The 23,666-nt window shown below is 72.1% G+C and carries 16 protein-coding genes and 2 pseudogenes; 15 read left to right on the plus strand and 3 right to left on the minus strand.

The features are described 5' to 3' along the window. The first annotated feature begins 96 nt into the window (after positions 1–96). From ACIBJF_RS11280 to ACIBJF_RS11295, 4 genes are all read left to right on the plus strand, one after another. Entirely contained in the window at positions 97–252 is a 156-nt protein-coding gene (locus ACIBJF_RS11280; RefSeq protein WP_399173440.1) for a hypothetical protein, read from the plus strand. 24 nt (positions 253–276) lie between these two features. Then, positions 277–708, plus strand: coding sequence for a hypothetical protein (locus ACIBJF_RS11285; RefSeq protein ID WP_399173441.1), 432 nt, complete (start codon positions 277–279; stop codon positions 706–708). 416 nt (positions 709–1,124) lie between these two features. After that, positions 1,125–4,181 (plus strand): SpoIIE family protein phosphatase, encoded by a 3,057-nt coding sequence (locus ACIBJF_RS11290; protein WP_399173442.1) that lies wholly within the window; start codon positions 1,125–1,127, stop codon positions 4,179–4,181. A 294-nt stretch (positions 4,182–4,475) separates the two neighbouring features. Further along, positions 4,476–5,081, plus strand: coding sequence for a TetR/AcrR family transcriptional regulator (locus ACIBJF_RS11295; protein ID WP_356317870.1), 606 nt, complete (start codon positions 4,476–4,478; stop codon positions 5,079–5,081). A 10-nt stretch (positions 5,082–5,091) separates the two neighbouring features. Here ACIBJF_RS11295 and ACIBJF_RS11300 read toward each other — a convergent pair whose 3' ends face one another. Then, positions 5,092–6,414, minus strand: a complete 1,323-nt coding sequence (locus ACIBJF_RS11300; protein ID WP_399173443.1) for an MFS transporter — start codon at positions 6,412–6,414, stop codon at positions 5,092–5,094. A gap of 325 nt (positions 6,415–6,739) precedes the next feature. Here ACIBJF_RS11300 and ACIBJF_RS11305 point away from each other — a divergent pair, with 325 nt between their 5' ends. The 5 genes and pseudogenes from ACIBJF_RS11305 to ACIBJF_RS11325 form a co-directional block, all read left to right on the plus strand. Next, positions 6,740–7,663, plus strand: coding sequence for a TauD/TfdA dioxygenase family protein (locus ACIBJF_RS11305; protein WP_399173444.1), 924 nt, complete (start codon positions 6,740–6,742; stop codon positions 7,661–7,663). Positions 7,664–8,231: 568 nt separating this feature from the next. Continuing rightward, a pseudogene (locus ACIBJF_RS11310) lies at positions 8,232–8,750 on the plus strand (aldehyde dehydrogenase family protein); the annotation flags it as partial. Positions 8,751–9,728: 978 nt separating this feature from the next. After that, positions 9,729–10,283 (plus strand): DoxX family protein, encoded by a 555-nt coding sequence (locus ACIBJF_RS11315; RefSeq protein ID WP_399173617.1) that lies wholly within the window; start codon positions 9,729–9,731, stop codon positions 10,281–10,283. Between the two features lie 202 nt (positions 10,284–10,485). Then, the gene (locus ACIBJF_RS11320; RefSeq protein ID WP_399173445.1) at positions 10,486–13,131 is read left to right on the plus strand and encodes an amino acid permease; all 2,646 of its coding nucleotides are present in this window, start codon (positions 10,486–10,488) and stop codon (positions 13,129–13,131) included. Positions 13,132–13,205: 74 nt separating this feature from the next. Then, positions 13,206–13,946 (plus strand): annotated as a pseudogene (locus ACIBJF_RS11325) (PP2C family protein-serine/threonine phosphatase); the annotation flags it as partial. 58 nt (positions 13,947–14,004) lie between these two features. On the opposite strand, the gene ACIBJF_RS11330 reads toward ACIBJF_RS11325, so the two are convergent. Both ACIBJF_RS11330 and ACIBJF_RS11335 read right to left on the minus strand, forming a co-directional pair. Continuing rightward, positions 14,005–15,132: a glycosyltransferase gene (locus tag ACIBJF_RS11330; protein WP_399173446.1), complete on the minus strand. Its 1,128-nt coding sequence runs from the start codon at positions 15,130–15,132 to the stop codon at positions 14,005–14,007. Positions 15,133–15,298: 166 nt separating this feature from the next. Next, positions 15,299–15,676 (minus strand): hypothetical protein, encoded by a 378-nt coding sequence (locus tag ACIBJF_RS11335; protein WP_399173447.1) that lies wholly within the window; start codon positions 15,674–15,676, stop codon positions 15,299–15,301. Positions 15,677–16,160: 484 nt separating this feature from the next. On the opposite strand from ACIBJF_RS11335, the gene ACIBJF_RS11340 reads away from it, so the two are divergent. The 6 genes from ACIBJF_RS11340 to ACIBJF_RS11365 all read left to right on the plus strand — a co-directional run bounded on the left by ACIBJF_RS11340 (position 16,161) and on the right by ACIBJF_RS11365 (position 23,516). Beyond that, positions 16,161–16,301, plus strand: coding sequence for a hypothetical protein (locus ACIBJF_RS11340; RefSeq protein WP_399173448.1), 141 nt, complete (start codon positions 16,161–16,163; stop codon positions 16,299–16,301). A gap of 11 nt (positions 16,302–16,312) precedes the next feature. Further along, the gene (locus ACIBJF_RS11345) at positions 16,313–16,588 is read left to right on the plus strand and encodes a hypothetical protein (protein WP_399173449.1); all 276 of its coding nucleotides are present in this window, start codon (positions 16,313–16,315) and stop codon (positions 16,586–16,588) included. Continuing rightward, the gene (locus ACIBJF_RS11350) at positions 16,582–16,758 is read left to right on the plus strand and encodes a hypothetical protein (RefSeq protein ID WP_399173450.1); all 177 of its coding nucleotides are present in this window, start codon (positions 16,582–16,584) and stop codon (positions 16,756–16,758) included. Before ACIBJF_RS11345 ends, ACIBJF_RS11350 begins: the two co-directional genes overlap by 7 nt. Positions 16,759–16,821: 63 nt before the next feature. Next, complete coding sequence (locus tag ACIBJF_RS11355; RefSeq protein WP_399173451.1) at positions 16,822–17,934, plus strand: hypothetical protein; 1,113 nt, start codon at positions 16,822–16,824, stop codon at positions 17,932–17,934. A 46-nt stretch (positions 17,935–17,980) separates the two neighbouring features. Further along, positions 17,981–18,757: a TIGR03936 family radical SAM-associated protein gene (locus ACIBJF_RS11360; RefSeq protein WP_399173452.1), complete on the plus strand. Its 777-nt coding sequence runs from the start codon at positions 17,981–17,983 to the stop codon at positions 18,755–18,757. 262 nt (positions 18,758–19,019) lie between these two features. Next, positions 19,020–23,516: a ribonuclease E/G gene (locus ACIBJF_RS11365; protein ID WP_399173453.1), complete on the plus strand. Its 4,497-nt coding sequence runs from the start codon at positions 19,020–19,022 to the stop codon at positions 23,514–23,516. The last annotated feature ends 150 nt before the right edge of the window (positions 23,517–23,666 follow it).

A 23,666-nucleotide genomic window follows, 5' to 3' on the forward strand; every position in this document is an offset into this window, starting at 1 on the left:
GATCGCCGCCGCAGCCCTCGTCCTGCTCCAGCTCGAATACGACCGCACCGTCTAAACGATCACACACAGGCATGATCGCTTACCGGGAAAGGCTCCATGAGCGACACCGAGATGGACGAGTTCATCGATCGCCACAGCATCATGTACGGGCGTGGCGAACCACATGACTTCGACTACATCTCCCGTCCCACCAACATGGGAACAGAGCACTACTTCCACTCCCGTGTCTTCGGTCGGCTGAGATTCCTCTGAGGACGGAGAAGAAAGAGACCACACGTGGCATTCACGTACGTCTATAAGAGGCGTATCGGCTCGTGGGGGCTCGTCGCCCGTGTCACCCTCGACGTCCAGTCCATGGACGAGCCGCCGCGCGAGGGGCGCAGAATCGACGACTCACGCGTCTGGTGGCTGCCGCCGCAGCAGATCGCTGCGACGGACGAGAAGTGGATGGCGTTCGGCCTCGGCCTGGTGGTCGGGCAACTGGACGCTTTGAGAGAGGGCGCCGATGCCCTATTGGTGCGCGTGGAGGACTGGGACGTACCCATGCTCACGGACCACCAGGAGGAAGTCGCCGCCGCAGCTGTCATCGGGTGCCTGAGGGAGAACTGCGGCATCGACGGCGTCGACATCGGCCTAACCGTCGGTCGCGAGAGGAATCGCTACCAGTTCACCTGGGACGGTGCGTCGGCGGAGCCGGGCCTGGGTTGATCCAGAGGTCCGTGGACACGAACATCCAGGTGGGTCCGACGGGCAAGAAGCTGCTGCCTCTGGCGGTCAAGAACGCCGCGTCGGCGCCCGCTTCGAGTGGGCACGCGCACTGAGGTGAGCGAGGCACTCGACTGAGGTGTGCCGGTCCTGCCCAGGGCGCCGCCGCCGCGACCTGGAGGCAGCTCGCGGATCCTCTCCGAGGCGAAGTGGATCTGAGAGCGCGTTCCAGGGCCGGGCGTGGCTGTCTGACCGGTGAGAGCCCCTTCTGCTCGGAAGGGGCGCGGTTAATATGCGATGGGTTCCCCCTGGTGGGGGAAATCACTTAAGTTAGCCCGATTAGGATGGATTGCCCGAATGTAGATCGCTGCAGGTACGCATCCGAAATCCATGCGGCCCAGCGGAGGTGACCGTCGACAGTGGCGAATTCCAGAGGCGGCTATGCGCACAACACCGACCCGTCCATACCCCGCTCCTCCCACCCGCCGCACCAGCCGCAGGGCTCGGGGACCGTACAGACCGTACGGCTCTCGGAGCGTCTCCTCATGCGGATGCGGCTGCTCGACGCCGTGGACAAGGACCGGCGCGATGTCGAAGTGCTGCTGACCGCGCTCCAGCAGGCGGTAGCCGAGGTGCACGGCCTGGGCGGCATGGTTCATCTTCCGGGCGGCGGCATGAGCGGCATCCTCTACCTGGTCGCTGACAGCGGCCTGCCGGAGTCGATGATCCGGCCCTGGCTGATCATCCCGGCACGGGGCACGGCGCCGCCCAGCAGGGCCGCCCGCGAGGACACCCTCACCTGGCAGACCCACCTCGCCCCGCCCGACCCGGTGCCAGGCCGGGACCCCGCCGCCCTGTGGCCTTCCCGAGTCCCCGCCGGCATCGCTCACCTGGCCGTCCCCATTCCCGGCGGCCGGCGACGGGGCGCGCTCTCGGTCCTCTTCGCCCCGGGTGACGAGCCTGACGCGGCGGAGTGCGCCTTTCTGAACGAGGTGGCGGCATGGATGTCCGGGAGGCTCAGGTCGTCCGGGATCCTCAATCCGTCCCCGACCCTGCTGCGCGCCCTGGAGAACGGGCCGGGACCGCAGGAGACTCCCCCGTGGGACGCCGAACGGGAGGCACCCCCGCGGGACGCGGAAGGGGCGCTATCCCTCACATACACCTGGGACCTGCGTACCGGCGAGCTGACCTCCGACCGACCCGTCGAGGACGTGCTGGCCGGCATCGATCCGCAGGTGATGGCCGGCGGCATCGAGGCGTGGGCAGAGCTGATCCACCCGGACGACCTGCCGGGGGCGGTCAGCGGCTTCGACATGGGCATCCAGCTCCGCGGCGGCTTCCAGGACGAGTACCGGGTCCGGCGCCAGGACGGCACATACCTCTGGATCGAGGCTCGCGCCCGAACGCTCACGGACGAAGAGGGGGCACCGGTGAAGGTGATCGGCACCCTCCGGGACAGCAGCGAGACGCACACCGCCGCCGAGTCGGTAGGGCGGGCGCTGCGACACATGAGCGACGGCTTCGTCTCCCTGGACACGGACTGGCGCATCGGATTTCTCAATCAGGCCGCCGAGCGGCTCTTCGGCGCCGCAGGAGATGTGGCCGGAGCCCTGCTCTGGGACATTCCTGCGCTGCATGCCGTGCCGGGGCTGGAGCAACAATGCCGGGCCACGGCGGCCGAGGGCCAACCGGCCGGATTCGACGTACCGGGGCCGGACGGGACGTCCTGGTACCACCTGCGGCTGGTACCGGTGCCGCAAGGCCTGACGCTCTACATCACCGACACCACCGAGCGGCATCTGCGGGAGATCGAGCGGGCCGCCGCGGAGCGGGCGGCCGCGGAGCGGGCGGCCTTGGTGCAGGGGATCACGCGGGAGCTGGCCGAGGCCGTCACGGCCCAGGATGTGATGGCGGCGGTGGCCGACGGTGTGATGACACCCCTCGGGGCCACCGGACTCGTCATGCTCGGCGTGGTCGGCGACCGGCTCAACGTGGTCGGCTCCCGGGGATATGCGGAGCGCTTCACCCGACGGCTGGACGGGCAGTGGACGGTGAGCGACACCACCACCCCGGTGGGGGACGCCCTGAGCACCCGCACCACGCTCTTCATCTCCTCCCCGGAGGAGATGCTGAAGCGATACCCGAAGACCGAGGGTCTGATCCGGGAGGGCGAAAAGCAGGCGTGGGCCATTCTGCCGCTGGCGGTATCGGGGCGCGAGATCGGCGCGGCTGTGATCTCCTTCGGCCGACCGCGGGTGCTGGACGATGACGAACGAACGCTGCTGACCGCGCTCAGCGGACTGATCGCGCAGGCCTTGGAGCGGGCCGGGCTCTACGACGAGGCGACGACCCGGGCCCGTACTCTCCAGCGCAGCCTGCTGCCGCGGGCACTGCCCGAGTTGCCCGAGGTGACGACGGCGGCGCGCTATCAGCCGGCCGAACAGGGGGCCGGCGTCGGCGGCGACTGGTACGACGTGATCCCGCTGTCCGCGGCCCGGGTGGCGCTGGTGATCGGCGACGTCATGGGCCACGGCATGGCCGAGGCCGCCACGATGGGAGGGCTCCGTACGGCCGTGCGCACCCTTTCGGAGCTGGAGCTGCCACCCGACGAAATCCTCGGTCACCTCAACGACATCGTCGGCGACCTGGGCAACGACGCCTTCGCGACCTGCCTGTACGGCATCTATGACCCGGTGACCCGGTGTCTGTCGTACGCCAGCGCCGGTCATCCGCCCCCGGCGGTGGCCCACCCCGACGGCCCTGTCACCTTCCTGCCCATGACCCCGGACCCGCCGCTGGGGGTGGCCGCTCCACCCTTCGAAACCCTCGAGACCCTGCTGCCCGCCGACAGCCTGCTCGCCCTCTACAGCGACGGCTTGGTCGAGAGCAAGGACAGGGACCTCACCACTGGCATGAGCCGCCTCGCCGAGCTCCTGTTTCAGTCCGTGAACGCCATGTCGACCTCACGGGTGGAGGCGTCCGACCTGGACGCCCTCTGCGCCACCCTCACCTCTGCTCTCCTCCCCGCCCAAGGTGCGCTGGCGGATGACGCCGCCCTGCTGCTGGCCCGCACCCACCCGCTGGACGCGGAGAATGTCGCGGAGTGGCCGTTGCCGCAGGACCCGATGGCGGCAGGCCATGCCCGTGAGCTGGTCCGCGCCCAGCTCGCCGACTGGGACTTGGCCGACGAGGATCTGATCATGACCACCGAACTTCTGGTCAGTGAGCTGGTCGGGAACGTCATCCGGCACGCATGCGGCCCTATGCGGCTGCGCATGCTCCGCAGCCGCGCACTGATCTGCGAGGTCTCCGACGCCAGCCTGACCACGCCGCACATCCGCCACTCTTCCGCCACCGACGAGGGTGGCCGAGGCCTGCAGCTCATCTCCGCACTCTGTCGGCGCTGGGGCACCCGTCACACCCGAACCGGCAAGTCCATCTGGACCGAACAGCCTCTCCCCACGGCTTCAGTCTGACTCGCGAGCTCCGAGGCGCGGCGCTCTGACACTGCGTGGCGCGGGTGTGGGTGGCCACCTGCCCCGCCATGGACACGCATATTCAGGTAGACGCGCGAGTTGCTCCACCTGTCCACAGCCAAGCTCGATGAGTTCCTTCGCGGTTGCCGCGGCGAGTCTGATGGGAAGAGGGAGCCCCGGACCGATCTTGGTCCGGGGCTTTTGGCATTTTTTTCCGTTATCAACTGGGTCGGTCGCAGACGACTCCGGATCCGTACACGGTGGGGCGCTCGCCGCGCCCCGTATTCTCGGAGCATGGTCGGGGCACAGACACAGAGGGCCGAGCGGGGGCCGGGGCGGCCGCGGCAGGAGCGGGTCACGGACGACACGCTCGAGGCGGTGATCGAGATCGTGACCGAGCAGGGCGTGAAGGCGGTGACGATGGATGCCGTCGCCGCGCGCGCCGGGGTGAGCAAGCCCGCCATCTACCGGCGCTGGCCGTCCAAGCAGGCCCTGATCATCGCGGCGGCCGAATCACGTATCGGCCCCCTGTCGGTGCCGGACCTGGGTGATGTGCGGGCCGAGCTGCGCGAAGTGCTGACGGCGCGGTTGGCGGCCTACCGGCTGCCGGGTACGGCGCGGCTGCTGACGGAACTCATGGCCTCGGCCGCCGAGGCGGGCGGCCCCCGCGGGGAGTACGTGGACTACACGGAACGGTTGATGGCCGAGACGCGCCGTATCCTCCAGCGGGGTATCGCCCGTGGGGAGGTGCGGCCCGAGGTCGACATCCGGTCGGCCGCCACGCTGGTGGCGGCCCCGCTGGTGTACCGCCTGCTGGCGGAGCGTGAACTGCCCAACGCGCACTTCGTGGAGGACCTGGTGGATCTGCTCGTCCGGGCGGTCGGTCACCCGGGTACCTGAGGACCGCTCGTCACGGGGCCAGACGCCGAGCGTCGCGGGCCGGGTGGATCAGTGTCACAGCGGCCGTGCCGCCCAGCGCGAGCAGTGCGGCCGCGAGCAGCACCGCGTGCTGGTAGCCGGTCCCGCCCTGGGCGTCGACCAGGTATCCCGTCAGCGCGGGGGCGATCAGGCCGCCCGTGGTGACGACGGCGTTCATCAGGCCGAGGGCGCCGCCGCGTCGGCGGGCCGGGACGATTTCGGCGACCTCGGTCACCGCGACCGTCGACATGGCCCCGCACAGGCCGAAGCCGACGAGCAGGAGCAGTACGATGACCGGTCCGCGCGCGACCTGTGACAAGGCGCCGCAGCCGAGCGCGGAGACGAGCAGTGTGATGCCCCCGACGCGGCCACGGGCCCACCGGCTGCTCACGCCACGTCGTAGCAGCCATCCGGTCACTCCCGCCTGCCCCAGCGCGGCCATGCCGCTGACCGCCCAGATCCCGGCGACCAGGCCGGCGGCGGTGGCGGCGGAGTAGCCCAGGCCGTCATACAGGTAGGAGGGCACCCACACCAGTGACAGGGCGATCATCCAGTAGGTGCTGAAGTAGCCGACCGTGGCACCGATCCAGGTCCTGGTGGTCAGGATGCGGCGGTACGAGGGGGCGTGCGCGCTGTCTTCGCCGGCACCGCAGGAGTCGGCGCTGCCGGTGCCGGCGCTGTGGACGTCGGCCGGCGAGGTCCGGCCCTTGCCCAAGAGGGCCCAGGCGGCCGCCCACACCATGCCGACGACGGCCACCACGGCGAAGGCGGGACGCCAGCCGTGGTGCTGGATCACCCAGGTCAGCCCCGGGGCGGCGAGCACCACACCGAGGGTGATGCCGATGGTGATCAGGGCGCCGGGGAGATTGCGGCGGTGGTCCGGGAACCACGCCAAGGCGGTGTGCTGGGCCACCGGAAAGGCGGGCCCCTCCGCGGCACCCAGCACGATCCGCGACGCGACCAGCGCGGTCAGCCCTCCGCCGAGGGCCATCGGCGTCTGGGCGATCGACCAGAGCAGTGCCATGCCCAGCAGCAGCCACCGGGGCCGCACACGATCCGCCAGCAGCCCGCCCATGGCGCCGCACAGCGAGAAGAGCAGGAAGAACGCGCTGTTGGTCAGGCCGAAGCCGGTCGCCGACAGGCCCAGGTCACGACGCATCGGGTCGGCCGCCAGTCCGAGGACGGACTTGTCGGCGAAGTTGACCATCATGAAGACCACCAGCAACCCGGTGACGGTCCAGGCCTGCCGTCGGTGCCTGCGGCTTGTCGCGACGGGGTCGGTGAGCGTGGCGGGGGTGAGATCGGTGTTGGGCACGGGGGCTCCGCGGAGGTAGCTGCTCTGGGGCAGGCGTGGTCGGCGTGCAGCACGGGGAGAGGCCGCCGGCGGATCGGGGCGCACCGGAGGGCCGCCGGTTGCGGCGGCCGGGAAATCGTTACGTGCAGTATCGATACGGCTCGGTGGGGGCGGCAAGGCCCGTTCGCTGTGAATTCGGAAGGCCTGCTGTTCTGGCCGAGTCGCCGCGTAGCGACTCCGGGGGGATGGGTGGCGCGGCGAAATGGTCATGGGAAGCCCTTGCCGTGGCCGCGCTGAATATCGATACTGCCCGTAACGATTTTCGGATGCGACCGCGGAGGACCGCATGGAGACCACCCGAGCCGACAAGAACCCGCTCCTGGAAAAGCCGCTGATCCACTTCGGCCGGCGTGTGCTGGAGCGGACCGCGCCCGGTACGGAGCCGGTCGAGTACCGGCTGCTGCAGATCGCGCCGATGACTCCGCACATCGGTGCGGAGATCGGCGGCGTGGACCTGTCCCGGCCGATCGGCGAGGAACTCGCCGAGGAACTGCGGCAGGCGCTGCTCGAATGGAAGGTGATCTTCTTCCGGGACCAGCGCGACTTCGGCGCCGAAGCCCACCTGGCCCTGGCCGCGGTGTGGGGGGAGCCGGAGCCGAATCCGTTCTTCCCCAAGGGCGACACCGTCGGCGTCTCACGGCTGGCGAAGGACGCGACGGCCATCGGCCAGGAGAACATCTGGCACAGCGACCACTCGTTCATGGCCGCGCCCGCCCTGGGCTCGATACTCCGCTCGGTCGAGGTCCCGTCGGCCGGCGGCGACACCATGTGGGCCGACATGGGCGCCGCCTACGACAACCTCGGCGACGAGATGAAGCAGCGCATCGAGGGCCTCGCCGCCGTACACGACTGGGAGCCCAGCTGGGGCACGTTCATGACCCCCCAGCAGATCGAGGCGCTGCGCGTGTTCCTGCCTCCGGTGGAGCACCCGGTCGTCGTGCGGCACCCGCGCACCGGGCGCAGGACCCTGTACGTCAACGAGCCGTTCACCACCCGCATCGTCGGACTGCCCGAGGAGGAGAGCCGGGAACTGCTCCACGAACTCGGCCTGCAGGCGCGCGTTCCCGAGCTCCAGGTGCGGTTCCGCTGGCAGCCCGACTCGATCGCGATCTGGGACAACATCGCCGTCCAGCACTACGCCGTCAACGACTACTACCCCCAGCGTCGAGTGATGGAGCGCATCGCGATCGCCGGCGTCCCGCTGTCCTGAGCAGCCCGCAGATCACCTTTGGCCTGCGACCGGTGGCTGTGCCGCCCGCGTCCGGCGCTCGGCCACCGTCACCCCCTGCGCGCCGAACGGCGACGACGTTCGGCGTCGCGCCGCCCGGCCATGCCCTTTCCCGCTCTGCTCGTCCGCCCCGTCAAGGAGAAACGTGACCAGCCCCGCCCTCGACACGACCGTCCTCGACCGCGCCCTGGGGGAGCTGTGGCACAACGCCTCGTCCTGGGCGACGGCGCCGCTCGCCGAACGCATCGGCCTGCTGGAAAGGCTCATGCCGAGGGTCCGCGACGCCGCGGCCGACCTGGCCGCGGCGGGCGCACGCGCCAAGGGATACGGCCCTGACTCCCCGTGGGCCGCAGAGGACTGGGCCGGCGGTCCATGGTCGCTGGCCCAGCACGTCACCGCACGGCTGCACGTGCTGCGACGCCTGGCCGCCGGCCGCGAGGCTCTGCACGCCGATGCGGTGCACGAGCGAGGCGGCCGCACCCGGGTGGACGTCTTTCCCGTCACCGGCTGGGACACCCTGCTGCTGGGCGGCTACTCGGCCCAGGTCCGGATGCGGGCCGGGGTCACGGCCGAGCAGGTGCGACAGGGCGCGGCCGCACCGTACCGGGGCGGTGTGCGGCGCCCCGGTGTGGCCTTGGTCCTGGGCGCAGGCAACGTCGCCTCGCTCACCGCGACCGACATCCTGCACAAGCTCTATGCGGAGGGCCAGGTCGTCATCGCCAAGATGAACCCGGTCAACGCCTATCTGCGCCCGCACTTCGAGCGGATCTTCGCCGAGTACATCCAGCGCGGCTGGGTGCGGTTCGTGGACGGCGGCACCGCCGAAGGTGCCTATCTCACCGCCCACGACGGCGTGGACTCCATCCATGTGACCGGTAGCGACCGCACCCACGACGCCATCGTCTGGGGCACCGACGAACACGCCGAGCGGCGTCGCCGCGAGGACACCCCGCTGATCGGCAAACCGTTCACGAGCGAGCTGGGCGGGGTCAGCCCGTGCATCGTGGTGCCGGGGCCGTGGAGCAGGGCGGACTTCCGCTTCCAGGCCGAGCACATCGTCACGAGCAAGATGAACAACTCCGGCCACAACTGCGTCGCGGGCCAGGTGCTGGTGCTGCCCCGCTCCTGGCAGGGAACCGAGCTGCTGCTGGAGGAGATCAGGCGCGTGCTGCGCGCCCTGCCGGCCCGCACGGACTACTACCCCGGGGCCCATCAGCGGCTTCAGGCCGTACTGGCGGCTCACCCGCGGGCCGAATGCCACGGTGACGACTGCCGGATCCTGGTCGCGGACGTCGCCGACCGCGACGACATGTTGCTCACCGACGAGGTCTTCGCCAGTGCGCTGGGCGTCGTCCGCCTGCCCGGCGAGACGCCCGCGCATTTCCTGCGCCATGCCGTCGACTTCGCCAACACCGTCCTCCCCGGCACCCTGGGCGCGACCCTGATCGTGCACCCCCGGACCGAGCGGACCCAGCCCGGTGCGGTGGAAGCGGCCCTGGGTGAACTGCGCTACGGCACCATCGGCGTCAACACCTGGTCCGGCGTCGGCTTCCTGCTGGGATACACGCCGTGGGTGCCCATCCCGGCCACACCCGGCAGGCCATCGGCAGCGGCATCGGCTTCGTCAACAACGCCTTCATGCTCGCGGACATCGAGAAGACCGTGCTGCGTGCCCCCTTCGCCCCCGCTCCCCGCGGCCTGTTCACCGGCTGCCCCTCGCTGTCCCCCAAGCCGCCGTACTTCGTCACCAACCGCACCGGTCGCACCACCATCGAACGCGTCACTCGTTTCACCACCGCGCCGCGTTACGCCCGACTGCCCGCCGTCTTCGCCTCCGCCCTGCGCGGGTGAGCAGGAGACCCGGGAGGCGGAACGCCGGTTGCCGGCCGGTCATCCGATGTGCGAAACGGTTGCTGTTGCGGAAGCATCGGTAGGGGCGGTACGCACCTTGCCGCGGAGTGCGGGTTCGTTCCGCCGACCGGTGAGCCGATGCCTGTTCGGGCCGGTGTGCAACGCCCGATTCGGCCGTCCCTACCGGAGCGCTCAGATGACGAAGGACAACTCGGGTGGGCGTTCGGCCACCACCCGATCCACGACACGGCGGGAGCCCGCGCAGTGGCTGGCCGCCGGCGACTGGGGACTCCTCCTCATCAGGCTGACCTTCGGGCTGTTCATGGCCGGACACGGCGCTCAGAAGCTCTTCGGCCTGTTCGGGGGGCAGGGGCTGACGGCCACCGGCAAGGGGTTCGCCCAGCTCGGCTACCACCCGGGGAAGGTCTTCGCGGTGATCGGTGGTCTCTCCGAGTTCCTCGGTGGCCTCGGCCTGGCCGTCGGACTGTTCACGCCGCTCGCGGCCGCGGCCCTCATCGGCACGATGATCAACGCCATGGCGACCGTCACCGGGGCACACGGACTGTGGGAGGTCCACGGCGGCGTCGAGTACAGCGTCGCCATCGCCGTCGTCGCCCTGGCCATCGCCGCGATCGGCCCGGGCCGGCTGGCCGTCGACCGGTTCTTCCCCTGGGGCGCCGGCGGCTGGCCCGAAGCCGCGTTCGCGCTGGGACTCGGGGGCATCGCCGCTGCGATCACACTGAGCCTGTGAGAGCGCGGGATTCCACGACGTGCCCCGTTCCTGTGCCCCCACCCGGATGTGCGGGCCCGTGAAATCGACCCCCCGGCGGCTGCCGCCGCGAGCTGTGGGGCGGGAGGCGGGCGTCACCCGTGCTGCCTGGTGAGGGGGCCGGCGGTGTTCCGGCCGCCGCCGCGCTGTTGCGGAGGGGAGCGGCCCCGCGTTGGAATCAAGTGTGAGGCACTTCGACGGCGCCGTGCTCGACGGCCGCCCCGCTCCCGGGACGGGGGTCGGCCGGAAAGGGCTCAAGAACAACGCGTTGGGCATGTTCTCCTCGGTGGCCATGGGCCTTGCCTCCACCGGCCCGGCGTACAGCCTGGCCGCCACGCTGGGCATCATCGTGGCCGGCGTCGGACTGCAGGCCCCGATCGTCACGATGCTGGCGTTCGTACCGATGCTGCTGGTGGCGTACGCCTTCCGGGAGCTCAACGCGAGCAACGCCGACTGCGGCACCACCTTCACCTGGGCCACCCGCGCCTTCGGACCGCGCACCGGATGGATGGGCGGCTGGGGCCTCATCGTCGCCAACATCATCGTCATGGCGAACCTCGCCGCGATCGCCGCCGCCTACGGCTTCCGCCTGGTGGGCCTGGACGGACTGGCGGACAACCGGCTGTGCACCACCCTGGCGGGCATCGTCTGGATCGCCGTGCTGACCGCGGTCTGCTACGTCGGCATCGAGGTCTCGGCGGCCGTCCAGCGCTGGCTGCTGTGCCTGGAAGTGGCGATGCTGATCCTTTTCGCCGTCGCCGCGCTGGTCAGGGTCTACACCGACCCTCCCGCGACGGCGATCCACGTCGCGGCCTCCTGGTTCAACCCCTTCGAGGTGCCCTCGGTAAGGGCCCTGACCGCGGGCCTTCTCGCGGGGGTCTTCATCTACTGGGGCTGGGACACGGCGTTCGCGGTCAACGAGGAAACCGTCGACAGCGCGCGCATCCCCGGGCGTGCCGGGATCCTGTCCACCGTGCTGCTGCTGATCATGTACGGGCTCGTGTCCACCTCGGCCGAGGCCTTCGCGGGCGTCGGCACCTCGGGCGTCGGGCTCGGCAACACACACAACTCGGACGACGTGCTGTCCGGGCTGGGGGCGGCCGTGTTCGGGAGTCACGGCACGGGGCTGCTGCTGTCGAGACTGCTGATCCTCATGGTGCTGACCTCCGCGCTGGCCTCCGCGGAGACCACCATCCTGCCCATGGCCCGGACCGTCTTCTCCATGGCGGTCCACAAGGCGCTTCCCTCCCGGCTCGCCCTGGTGCACCGCAGGTTTCTCACCCCGACCTGGGGGACCCTCGGCATGGGAGCGGCCTCCCTCGTCCTGTTCGTCCTGCTGTCGTCGGTCAGCCACAACGTCCTGGCCGACTCGATCGACTCGGTCGGTCTCGCGATCGCGTTCCAGTACGGTGTGACCGGCTTCGCCTGCGTCTGGCACCACCGCAAGGTCCTGACCCGCAGCGCCGGAAACCTCGTCTTCAAGGGCGTACTGCCGGGGCTCGGCGGGCTGATCATGGCCTCGCTGTTCCTGTACGCCGCCTTCGTGGTCTACGCCGACCCCCGGTACGGCACGACCGCCGTCGAACTGCCGCTCATCGGCAGGACGGGCGGGGTCACCGTCCTCGGCCTGGGCGCCCTGCTGATCGGTCTGCTGCTGATGCCGCTGGTCACCCGTGGCCACAGCGTGGCCCTCAAACTGCAGCGCAGCATGCTTCCGCGCTGCCTGCCGAGGCACGCCGCCGTCCACTCGGCGAGCCGCTACCTGCCCGCGGACAGCGGGTCGGGGGTGGGCGGCGACTGGTACGACGTCATTCCCCTGTCGGGGACCCGGGTCGGCCTGGTCGTCGGGGACGTGCTCGGCCATGGCCTGCGCGCCGCGGCCACCATGGGACGCCTGCGCACGGGGATGCGCGTTCTGGCCCGGCTGGACCTGAGCCCGGACGAGGTCCTGTCCCGCCTGGCCGACCTGTACGAGCAGACCGCGCACGAGGGCGCGGCCGGCCCGGCCCCGGACCACCCGAGGCAGCACGCCGACCCGGTCCTGGGGGTGAGCTGCCTGTACGCGGTGTACGAGCCCTTCTCCGGGAAGTGCAGCGTCGCGCGGGCCGGAGAGCAGGTGCTGGCGGTCGTCCAGCCGCACACCGGCGTCGTCGACTACCCGGAGCTGCCGGCAGGGCCGCCGCTGGGAACCGCCGGCCTGCCCTACCAGAGCACGGAAGTGGACCTCCTGCCGGGCAGCCTCGTCGCCCTCTTCACCGACGGCCTCCTCCAGTCGGCCGACGACCGTGACGCCGGGCTCGCGCAGCTCTCCCGCCTCCTGGCCGACGGCGGGGCGTCCTTGGAGGCGCTGTGCGACCGGGCCGTGACCACCCTGCTGCCCGGGGCGGTGGACGTGGACGCGACACTCCTCATGGTCCGCACCCGCCTGCTCGACCGGAACCAGTACGCCGAGTGGGCGGTGGTCCCGGACCCGGCGGCGGTGGCCACCGTCCGCACCGCCGTCAGCAAGCAGCTCGGCGACTGGGGACTGGACGATCTGGCGTTCACCACCGAGCTGATCGTCAGCGAACTGGTCACCAACGCCATCCGCTACGTCGGCGGTCCGATCCAGGTACGCCTGATCCGCGACCGGGCCCTGATCTGCGAGGTCTCCGACACCGGCCACACCTCGCCCAATCTGCGGCACGCCGCGAGCGATGACGAGGGAGGCCGCGGCCTGTTCATCATCGCCCAGATGACCAACCACTGGGGCACCCGCTACACCCGCACCGGCAAGACGATCTGGACCGAGCAGGACCTGCAGCAGAACAGCGGCCCCCGACCGGCCTGAACAGTGGCATTTGTCCCTTCCGTGCAGAGGTTTCTGGGCACCCAGCCGGTATGGGCAGCCCCATTCCTCCCGGGGACAACGCCCGTCTGCACCAGTACACCAACTCCAACGCCGAACACCTCCAGCGCGCCCTGCTGCCCCAGCTGCCCCGGGTCGACCATCTGGAGCCGGCCGCCCGCTACCTCCCCTCCAGCACGACTGCCGAGGTCGGCGGGGACTGGTACGACGCCTTCCTCCTGCCCAGCGGCGACATCGCGCTGGTCGTCGGCGACGTGTCCGGCCATGACCTCCAGGCCGCCGTCTCCATGAGCACGCTGCGCAACATGCTGCGCGGTATCGCCGTCGGCCGTCAGGAACCACCCGGAGACGTCCTGCGCCGCCTGGACCTCGCGAGCCAGACCCTCGATCCCCAGTCCACGGCCGCCTGCGTCTACGCCCTGATCAAGGGCGACGAAGACCGGGGGAGCAGCCTGCACCACTCCTCCGCCGGCCATCTGCCGCCCCTGCTGACCACCCGAGAGGGCGACACCCGCTACCTGGAGGCGGGCAGCGGCCCGCTGATCGGCCTGGACGCAGGCCTGCCCCGCGCCTCCGCCCGCGATCGGCTGCCACCCCGCTCCACCCTGCTGCTCTTCACCGACGGCCTCATCGAACGCCGGGGAGAATCCCTCGACGACGCCATGATCCGACTCCGCCGGCACACCGCCGAGCAGGCACAGGATCCCCTCGACGTCTTCTGCGACGAACTGATCATCGAATTCGGTGCCGACAGCACCGACGACATCGCCCTCCTCGCGCTGCGCCCCACCCCCTAGCGCTTCCCCGACCGGGGCCCGGGCCCGCCCGCATCGGGCGGGCCACCCGCACCAGGGGTCAGGCGTCGATGAGCGGTCGGGCGTTCGCTCCCGTGGTCAGGCGCAGCTTGGAGAGGGCGAAGTCCCTGTTGGCCAGGACGCGTTCGCGATGGGCCTCGGGCAGCTTGCCGCCGTCCAGGAGCTTCTCGCAGGCCTCCAGCGACTCGCGGTACTCGCCCATCCAGTACGAGGACACCGCCAGCTCGTCCAGGGCCCGCCACTCGTACCAGGCGTGCTCGACGAACAGGATGTCCTCCGGCTGCGGGATCTCGGTCGCGCGCCGCGCGAACATGTAGGCGAGCGGCCAGCGCTCTCCGTTCACCCGGCACAGGTGCGCGAGGTCGCCGAGCGGTTCGGCCCGGGTGGGCCGGCACTCGTGCGCGTCGAGGAAGCGGGAGACGATCTCGGCCGGCCGGCGTTCGAGATCCACCGCGAGCCGGGCCGCGTAGAGGCGGGCGCAGAACACCTCCTCGGCGAAGCCGCCCATGCCCGCGCGGCGGTCGTACGCGGCGATCGCCTTCGCGGGTTCGCCGGCGTCGCGCCAGCTCTGGGCGAGGTAGAAGACGTAGCGGGGGTTGTCCGGCTCCTTGACGAGGCCGGCCTCCAGAGTCGCGGCGTCGCGGAGGTACTTCTCCCGCTGACTGCCCTGGAGGCGTCCGCCGCCGCCCATGATGACCATGCGTGCGCCGTCGAAGGTCGCCCGGGCGAACGGGCCGCCACACTCCAGGTATTCGTGCAGCACGCCGACGTACCGCCAGGGCAGGCGGGTCGACACCATCGTGGGGCGCCAGTGGACGAGCGGCCCGTGGCGCACCTCGAAGTCGTAGCAGTCATGGGCCAGTTCCGGCATCGTGAAGCCGGGGTCGACCTCCAGGACGTCGTCGGCATCGATGAACAGCAGGTAGTCCGCGCGCTCCCGGGCCAGCTCGATCGCCTCGGTGCGGCTTAGGTCGAAGCCCTTCCAGGGGCTCTCGTGCAGTTCCCCGGGCAGGTCGGCGAGGGCCTCGCGGATGATGTCCTGCGTGCCGTCGGTCGAGCCGGTGTCGAGGATCGTCCATGTGTCGATGAGGGGGCGCACCGAGGCGAGACAGCGCCGGATCACATGCGCCTCGTTCTTGACGATCATGTTGAGGCAGACCGTTTTCATGACCTCTTCTTTTCCCTGGTGATCCGTTGGGTGATCTGTGTGGTCGGTCCTGGTCCTGTACGGCAAGGGGTGTGCCCGACGGTCCGTCAGGTCCCGTCGGGCACCCCTTGTGCGGTGCGCCGGCTCGCTCGGACTCATGCCGTTCGGGCGGGGCGCGGACCGCGGGTCACATCGGCTGATTGGTGACGAACGTCCAGCTGGGGCCGCAGATGATGATGTCGATCTTGATGGGGTTCTGGTTGTTGCCGCTTGCGGAGTGCCCGTTGATCGAGACCCCGCAGGCGACGCCTGTCATGTCCGAAGTGCCGTTGGGGTAGCCCGGCAGGCCGCTGAGGTCGGTCCACCGCAGGGGAGGGTTCGCGTCGTTGCCCCGGAGGTCCCGGATGCCCACGAACGTGTGCGGGAAGGGGACACCGGGCTTGACCGCGGCGCGGAGTTCGAAGTCGGCCGAGTCCTGCTGGGCGTCGATGTCGGCGCACGGACCGGCCGCGCCCGTCGCGCCCTGCGGTCCGTGGGGCCGGTCGGTCCGGTCGCTCCCCGGCACCCGTCCTTGCCGTGGTCGCCGCCGGCGGCGACCACGGTCGACTTGTGGTGGCTCGGCTTGCAGTCACCGTCACCCCCGTACCGCCAGGCGGCCGTGGGCCGCTCGGACAGGGCGCGGGCCGCCGCCGTCGAGGGGACGGCGACGGCGGCCGCGAGGACGACGGCCAGCGAGGTCGCCATTCCGGCCTTCTTGACCCTGGCCCGGGCTACCGGCCCGAGCAGGGTGGATGTCCTGTGTTTAGGACGCATCGTCATGCTCCTTGGCTCGAAGCGGTCCGGGTGATCTCCCGGACTCCAGGGGGCGCGTGACCGGAGCGTTTCGAGGTGGCCGCCGAGTGCGTGGGCAACGCGCCGTCCTGTCCTTATTTCGGACTACGCGATGTCTCCCGATGGGGGGCATCCGGTCTACCGGGTGCCCTTCGGCTCGGGCGGCGGCACGATGAGGACGAGGGGCGGGTGGTGGCAGGCTGACGGGAGGGACTCCCATGGCTCAGCAGACGGCAACGAAGGCGCCGGTCAGGAAGCCCGTGGGTACCGGGAGCGTGTTCCTGTCGTTCGCGCCCTGGATCATCTTCGGCGTGGTCGCCAGTCCCAGCACCTGGGAGTACGCGCCCTCGCCGCACTGATCGCCTCGATCGTGCTGTCGGGACAGGACCTCCTGCGCGGAAGGCTCCGGCTCCTCGACGTGACCGGCATCGTGTTCTTCGCCGTCCTGTCGGTCCTCGGGCTGGCCCTGGTGCGCGGGCAGCTCCTCTGGGTGGAGACGTACGCCCAGGTCATCTCCAACGGTCTGGTGGCCGTCGTCGCGCTCGGATCGCTGCTCGCCGACCCCTTCACCGCGCAGTACGCCCGGGAGTCGCCCCCCGCGAGGTGTGGGACTCGCCGGTCTTCCGGCACATCAACCGCGTGCTGACGGCCGTGTGGGGCGCGGCCTTCGCCCTGATGACGGTCTCGACCTGGCTGGCCATCCGCTTCCCGTCCCAGGACGACTGGTTCAACTGGGTCGTCCCCATCGCCCTGCTGGTGGGGGCGGTCAAGTTCACCCAGCGCTATCCGGAGCGGTACAAGGCACGGGTGCTCTAGCGGGATGCGGCGGATGCACCGGAACGCCGGATCCGAACGGGCGGCGCCGGCGTCTATCCCGGTATGGAACTCGGCAAGCCGCCTCCCCGGCCCCGGCAGCCGGAAGGCTGCCTCACCGTCGCGATCCGTGTGCCCCTGCGGATCGTCGTCCTGGTGCTGGTGGTGCCGGTGCGCATGGTGTGGGACGCCCTCGTCGTCACCGGAAGGTTTCTGCGGGACACCGTGCTCAGGCCGCTCGGCCGGGCACTGCAGTGGGCCGGAAGGGCCCTGTTCGTGTGGCCGTTCGTGGGCCTGTGGCGCTACGTCCTGGTCCCCGTCGGCACGGCGCTGGCATGGCTCGGCAGCGTCCTCGTCGTCGTACCGGCCCTGTGGTTGTACCGGTACGTCCTCACCCCCGCCGGGCACGCCGTCGCCTGGCTGGCGCGCGGGGCGGCGGCCGGCCTCGCCTGGGTGTACGCGCGCGTGCTCCGCCCGATCGGGCAGGCGGTCACCTGGCTGCTGAGGGGCGTCGGCGCGGTCCTCGCCGCCGTGGGCGTCGGCGTGTACACGGCCGTCGCCTGGCTGGTCCGGTGTCTGCTCGTCGTCCCCGCGCGATGGCTGTACGACCGGGTCCTCACGCCCGTCGGACGTGCCGTCGCCTGGTGTGTACGAGGCCTGGGGTGGCTCCTCGGCGTGCTCGGCACCGGCATCGGAGTCGCCCTGTACTGGACCCTGCGCGTTCTCTTCTTCCTGCCCGCCCTCGCGCTGTGGCGCTGGGTCCTCGCGCCGGTCGGCCGCTTCCTCGCCGTCCTGGTGCGCGAGGTCGGCGACGCCCTCGGGCACGCCTGGCGGATCGCCGGACGGATCTCGCGGGCCGTGGGCCGCGCGCTCGGCACCCTCTTCCGGTGGATCTTCGTGGAGCCCCTGCGCCGGCTGTACCGGAGTGTCCTCACCCCGGTCGGCCACCTCGTCCGGGACGCCGTCCTGCGGCCCGTCGCCGAGGGCGCGCGCGGGGTGGGCCGGGCCGTCCGGGAGGCCCTGGCCGGCGCCCGCGCCACGGTACGGCAGGCCCGCGCCGACGTCCGGCGGATGCTGTTCGGCGAGCCCCGGCGGCCGGCCGAGCCGAACCGGCGGGAACCTCACGGGCCCGCGACACGTACTCTTGGTAGCAGTACGACCGCACTCACGAAGGACTAGGACACTGGGCAAGCGACAGCCCGAAGGCCCGCCGCCCGCACCCGCGGTGCAGCGCATCCGACTGCGCTACACCAAGCGCGGCCGCCTGAGGTTCACCAGCCACCGAGACTTCCAGCGCGCCTTCGAGCGTGCGCTGCGCCGCGCCGAGGTGCCCATGGCGTACTCGGCCGGGTTCACGCCGCACCCGAAGGTGTCGTACGCCAATGCCGCACCCACCGGCACGGGCAGTGAGGCGGAGTACCTGGAGATCGCGCTCACCGCGGCGCGCGACCCGGAGACCCTGCGTGTCCTCCTCGACGAGTCGATGCCCGCCGGGCTCGACGTCGTCGAGGCGGTCGAGGCGCGGACCTCGGGCCTCGCCGACCGGCTGACGGCCTCCGTCTGGGAGCTGCGGCTGGACGGCGTCGACCCGGCCGACGCCGAGCGCGCGGTCGACGCGTTCAACCGGGCCGAGACCGTCGAGGTCCAGCGGATGACCAAGAACGGCGTCCGCACCTTCGACGCACGCCCGGCCGTGGTGAGCCTGGAAACGCACGGTTCACCGGCTGATAGGCCTACCGACCAGCCCTGTGCGATACTGCGGCTGGTTGTTCGGCACGTGACGCCTGCCGTACGACCCGACGACGTCCTGTCCGGTCTCCGCGCCGTGGCCGACCTGGCGCCGCCGGTCCCCGCAGCGGTGACCAGGCTGGCGCAGGGGCTGTTCGATGAAGAGACCGGCACGGTGACCGACCCGCTCGCGCCCGACCGCGAGGCAGCCGAGGCCCTGACGGCCGTACCGGCCGCCGCCGCGACGGCGCCGACGCCGGAAGGTCCCGCGTAGGGACGGACGTCGTAGCGCCGCCCTCGTACTCGGGAGCCACCTGGGTCGGGCAGCGCACCGACCAGAAGACTTTCGCCAGGCCGTACCGACAAGGCGTACGGAACCGGCGAGACAGGACACAGAGTGCTCCCGTGCGGCGCCCGCGCCCCGGACGGCGGCCATCGCGCATCGCGCGGGCCGTGGACGTCAACGGCGGACGGTCTTTTCGGACCGCCGCCGGACCAGGCGCGGCGCCCGGGGGCCTGACGGGAGAAACGCCCGCATGCTCGAGCCGACCGAACCCAACGAGGGTTCCGAACTGAACACTCCCAGCGACACCCTGCCGCCGCGCAGGCGTCGCCGTGCCGCCTCCCGCCCGGCGGGTCCGCCCGCCGCGGCCGAGGCTCCCGCCGAGGTGACCGTGCCGGCCATACCGGCCGCGGACCCCGAGGAGGTCGCGGAGGTCCTTGAGACTGCCGAGGCCTTCGAGGCCGAGGGAACCGAAGAGGCCGTAGCCGCCATCGAGGCCGAAGAGGCCGGTGCGCAGAGCGAGGAGGCGCAGGCCGAAGCGGCCGAGGCCGTCCCGGCCCCCGCTGCCGAGGAGCCTGCGCCCGGTCGTACGCGCCGCCGCGCCACCCGCCGGGCTTCCGCGCCCGCCGGGGCGCCGGCGTCCGCCGAGGCCGTCGTTCCGGCCGCGTCCGCCGCCGAGACCGAGAAGCCCGCCGCCGTCGCCGAGGGTGGCGAGGTCCTCTCCGGCGAGGAGGCCGCGCCGCGCCGCGCCCGCCGCCGTGCCACGCGCAGTGCCGCCGCGCCGGCCGCCGTCGCCGCCGGTGCCGAGGAGACCGCTGCGACGCAGGAGGCCGCTGAGGCCCCCGCCGCCGCTGAAGAGGCCGCTCCGGCCGCTCGTCCGCGGCGCCGGGTCGCCCGCCGTGCCGCCGCGCCCGCCGCGCCCGCCGGGTCGCCGGCCGCCGCCGAGGCCGCCGAGACCGTGGTCCCGGCCGGTGCCGCGTCCGCCGCCGCCGAGACCGAGAAGGCTCAGGAGGAGGCGGCGGTCGTCGAGGCGCCCGCTGCCGAGGAGCCCGCCGCTGCCGCTCGTCCGCGGCGCCGGGTCGCCCGCCGTGCCGCCGCGCCCGCCGGATCCCCGGCCGCCGCCGAGGCCGCCGAGACCGTCGTACCGGCCGCTGCCGCACCGGGTACGGCCGTTGCCGCCGAGGCCGAGGCCCCGGAGCAGCCCGCCGCCGAGGAGCCCGCTCCGGCCGGTCGTACCCGTCGCCGGGTCGCCCGCCGTGCCTCGGCGCCCGCCGGTGCGCCGCAGGCCGCCGAGGAGGCGCCCGCCGCCGAAGCCGTCCCCGCCCCGGTCGCCGTGGCGGCGGAGGAGACCGCGGAGGCCGACCAGGCACCGGTCGCCGAGGAGGCGGCCCCGCGCCGTACCCGTCGCCGGTCCACCCGCCGGGTGTCCGCGCCCGCCACTGACATCGCCGAGTCCGCCGCGGCCGAGGCCGCCGAGACCGGCACCGGCGCCCAGACCACGGAGGCCCCCGTCACCACGCACACCACCGAGCCCGCCGCCGAGGCGCCGCAGGCCGCCGAACCGCAGGCCCCCGCCGAGGAGGCCGGCCCGCGTCGTACCCGGCGTCGGGTCGTGCGACCCACGTTCGGCTTCTCCGAGCCGCAGCCCACGCAGCCCGCGCCCGAGGCCGAGACGGAGGCCCCCGAGGCCGAGACCCGGCGCCGGCCCGCCCGCCCGGCCGTCGCCGTCTTCCAGCCGCCGGTGTTCACCGAGCCGAGGTTCCAGACCCCGGAGCGCGCTGCCGCCGAGGCCGCCGCCGGGGCCGCCGAGCCGCAGGAGCCGGAGGAGCCCGAGGAGTACGCGGAGGAGCGCGCCGAGACCGGCACGCGCCGTCGCCGTCGCCGCCGGGGTGCCGTCGCCGAGGAGACCCGGGCCGCCGAGGCCGCCGCGGAGGAGGAGCCGGAGGAGTCCGCCGAGGCCGTCGCCGAGGGCGAGGAGGCCGAGGAGGCCGACGAGACGGAGGGCGCCGAGGGCTTCGAGGAGGCCGGTGCGCGTCGCCGTCGCCGTCGTGGCGGCCGGCGTCGCCGTCGCGGTGAGGCCGCCGAGGGCGAGGGCGCCGAGGGCGAGACCGAGGAACTGGCCGCCGAGCAGGCCGCGCAGGACGCCGAGGACACCGCCGAGCAGGAGGAAGAGGACGCCGAGGAGGCCCACGAGGAGGGCGGTGTCTCCAGCTCCAGCAGCCGTCGCCGCCGTCGCCGTCGCCGCCGCGCCGGTGACACCGGCGTCGACACCGAGCCCGGCGAGGGCGACCCGGAGCGCACGGTCGTCAAGGTCCGCGAGCCCCGCAAGCCCGCCGAGCCGTCCGACGAGGTGCAGTCCATCAAGGGCTCGACCCGTCTGGAGGCCAAGAAGCAGCGCCGCCGGGAAGGCCGTGAGCAGGGGCGGCGCCGCGTCCCGATCATCACCGAGGCCGAGTTCCTGGCCCGCCGCGAGGCCGTCGAGCGCGTGATGGTCGTGCGCCAGCACGGCGAGCGCACGCAGATCGGCGTCCTGGAGGACGGCGTGCTCGTCGAGCACTACGTCAACAAGGAGCAGTCGACCTCGTACGTCGGCAACGTCTACCTGGGCAAGGTCCAGAACGTGCTGCCGTCGATGGAGGCCGCCTTCATCGACATCGGCAAGGGCCGCAACGCCGTCCTGTACGCCGGCGAGGTCAACTTCGAGGCGCTGGGCATGGCCAACGGCCCGCGCCGCATCGAGTCCGCGCTCAAGTCCGGGCAGTCGGTCCTCGTGCAGGTCACCAAGGACCCGATCGGACACAAGGGCGCCCGTCTGACCAGCCAGGTCTCCCTCCCGGGCCGCTACCTCGTGTACGTCCCCGAGGGCTCGATGACCGGCATCAGCCGCAAGCTGCCCGACACCGAGCGGGCCCGGCTGAAGACCATCCTCAAGAAGATCGTCCCCGAGGACGCGGGCGTCATCGTGCGCACCGCCGCCGAGGGCGCGAGCGAGGAGGAGCTGCGCCGGGACGTCGAGCGGCTGCAGGCGCAGTGGGAGGAGATCCAGAAGAAGTCGAAGAACGGCAACGCCCCGACGCTGCTGTACGGCGAGCCGGACATGACCGTCCGGGTCGTGCGCGACATCTTCAACGAGGACTTCGCCAAGGTCATCGTCAGCGGTGACGACGCCTGGGAGACCGTCCACGGCTACGTCTCCCACGTGGCCCCGGACCTCGCCGGCCGGCTGTCGAAGTGGACGTCCGAGGTCGACGTCTTCGCCACCTACCGGATCGACGAGCAGCTCGCCAAGGCGCTGGACCGCAAGGTCTGGCTGCCCAGCGGCGGTTCGCTGGTGATCGACAAGACCGAGGCCATGGTCGTGATCGATGTCAACACCGGCAAGTTCACCGGCCAGGGCGGCAACCTGGAGGAGACGGTCACCAGGAACAACCTGGAGGCGGCCGAGGAGATCGTGCGCCAGCTGCGGCTGCGCGACCTCGGCGGCATCGTCGTCATCGACTTCATCGACATGGTCCTGGAGTCCAACCGCGACCTGGTGCTGCGCCGCCTGCTGGAGTGCCTGGGCCGCGACCGCACGAAGCACCAGGTGGCCGAGGTGACCTCGCTGGGCCTGGTGCAGATGACCCGCAAGCGGGTCGGCCAGGGCCTGCTGGAGTCCTTCTCCGAGACCTGCGTCCACTGCAACGGCCGCGGTGTCATCGTGCACATGGAGCAGCCGGTGTCCGCCGGCGGCGGTGGCGGCAAGCGCAAGAAGCGCGGCCGGGGCGGCGAGGTGCCCGAGCACGTGCACGAGACCGCCGCCGTGGCGGTGGAGACCGGCGAGGCCGTCGAGCCCGAGGTGGAGACCGCCGTCGAGGTGGCCGCCGAGGCCGCCGAGCCGGTCGCCCTGCCGGCCCCCGAGTTCGCGCCGGACGAGGAGCTGTACAGCTCCGTCGCCGAGGCGGAGGCGGCGGCCGGCCGTGGCCGTACGCGGCGCCGGGCGAGCCGCCGGGCCTCTGCTCCGGCGGGCGCGCCGAAGGCCGGCGCCCGCCGTGCGGAGGCCCCGAAGACCGAGGCCGCCGTGGCCGCCGAGGCGCCGACCGCGCAGGACGTCACCGCCGAAGAGGCGGCGGAGCGCCCGGTGCGGCAGGAGCCGGCCGCCCAGGCCCTGGCCGAGCCGGCGGCCGTCGAGGACCAGGTGGTCGCGGCGCCGCAGGCCGAGGCCGCCGAGGAGGCCGCGCCCAAGGGCCGTACGCGCCGTCGTGCGACCCGGAAGGTGTCGGCGCCGGCCGGTCCCCCGGCGGGGGCCGAGGCGGCCGTGGTGACCGTCACCGAGCCGGTGGCCGAGCCTGCCGCCGAGGCGCCTGCCGAAGCGGCCCCGGCCCCGGTCGCCGCCGAGGAGGCGCCCGAGCCCGCCGAGTCCGCCGCCCCGGCGCGCCCGCGCCGTCGTGCCGTGCGCAAGGTCGGCGCGCCGACCGCGTCCGAGGAGGCGGCCGTCGTGGTCCTTCCGTCGGCCGCGGCGGAGGAGGCCCCGGCCGGCGAGGTCACGGCCGAGGAGGTGGCCGAGGCGACGGCTCCGGCCAAGAAGGCGGCCCGCAAGACCGCCAAGAAGGCCACGGCGAAGAAGGCCGCCGCCAAGAAGACCGCGGCCAAGAAGACGGCCGCCAAGAAGACCACGGCCAAGAAGGCGGCCAAGACGGCCGCCGCGAAGTCGACGGCGAAGAAGACCACCACGGTCGCCGCGACTTCGGACGCCACCGACGAGGGCTGACGCCCGGGGTGTGGGGCCGGTCCGGGTGACCGGCCCCACACCCACAGGGGCCCGGTTTGACCCTCCAGGTCATGGCCCCGTAACCTTGACCGTCGGCGTGTCCACTGAGCACGCCACATCCCCGTAAACCTCTTCCTCCCGGGCACAAGG

The organism is Streptomyces sp. NPDC050743 (assembly GCF_044456925.1).
Classification (GTDB): Bacteria; Actinomycetota; Actinomycetes; order Streptomycetales; family Streptomycetaceae; genus Streptomyces.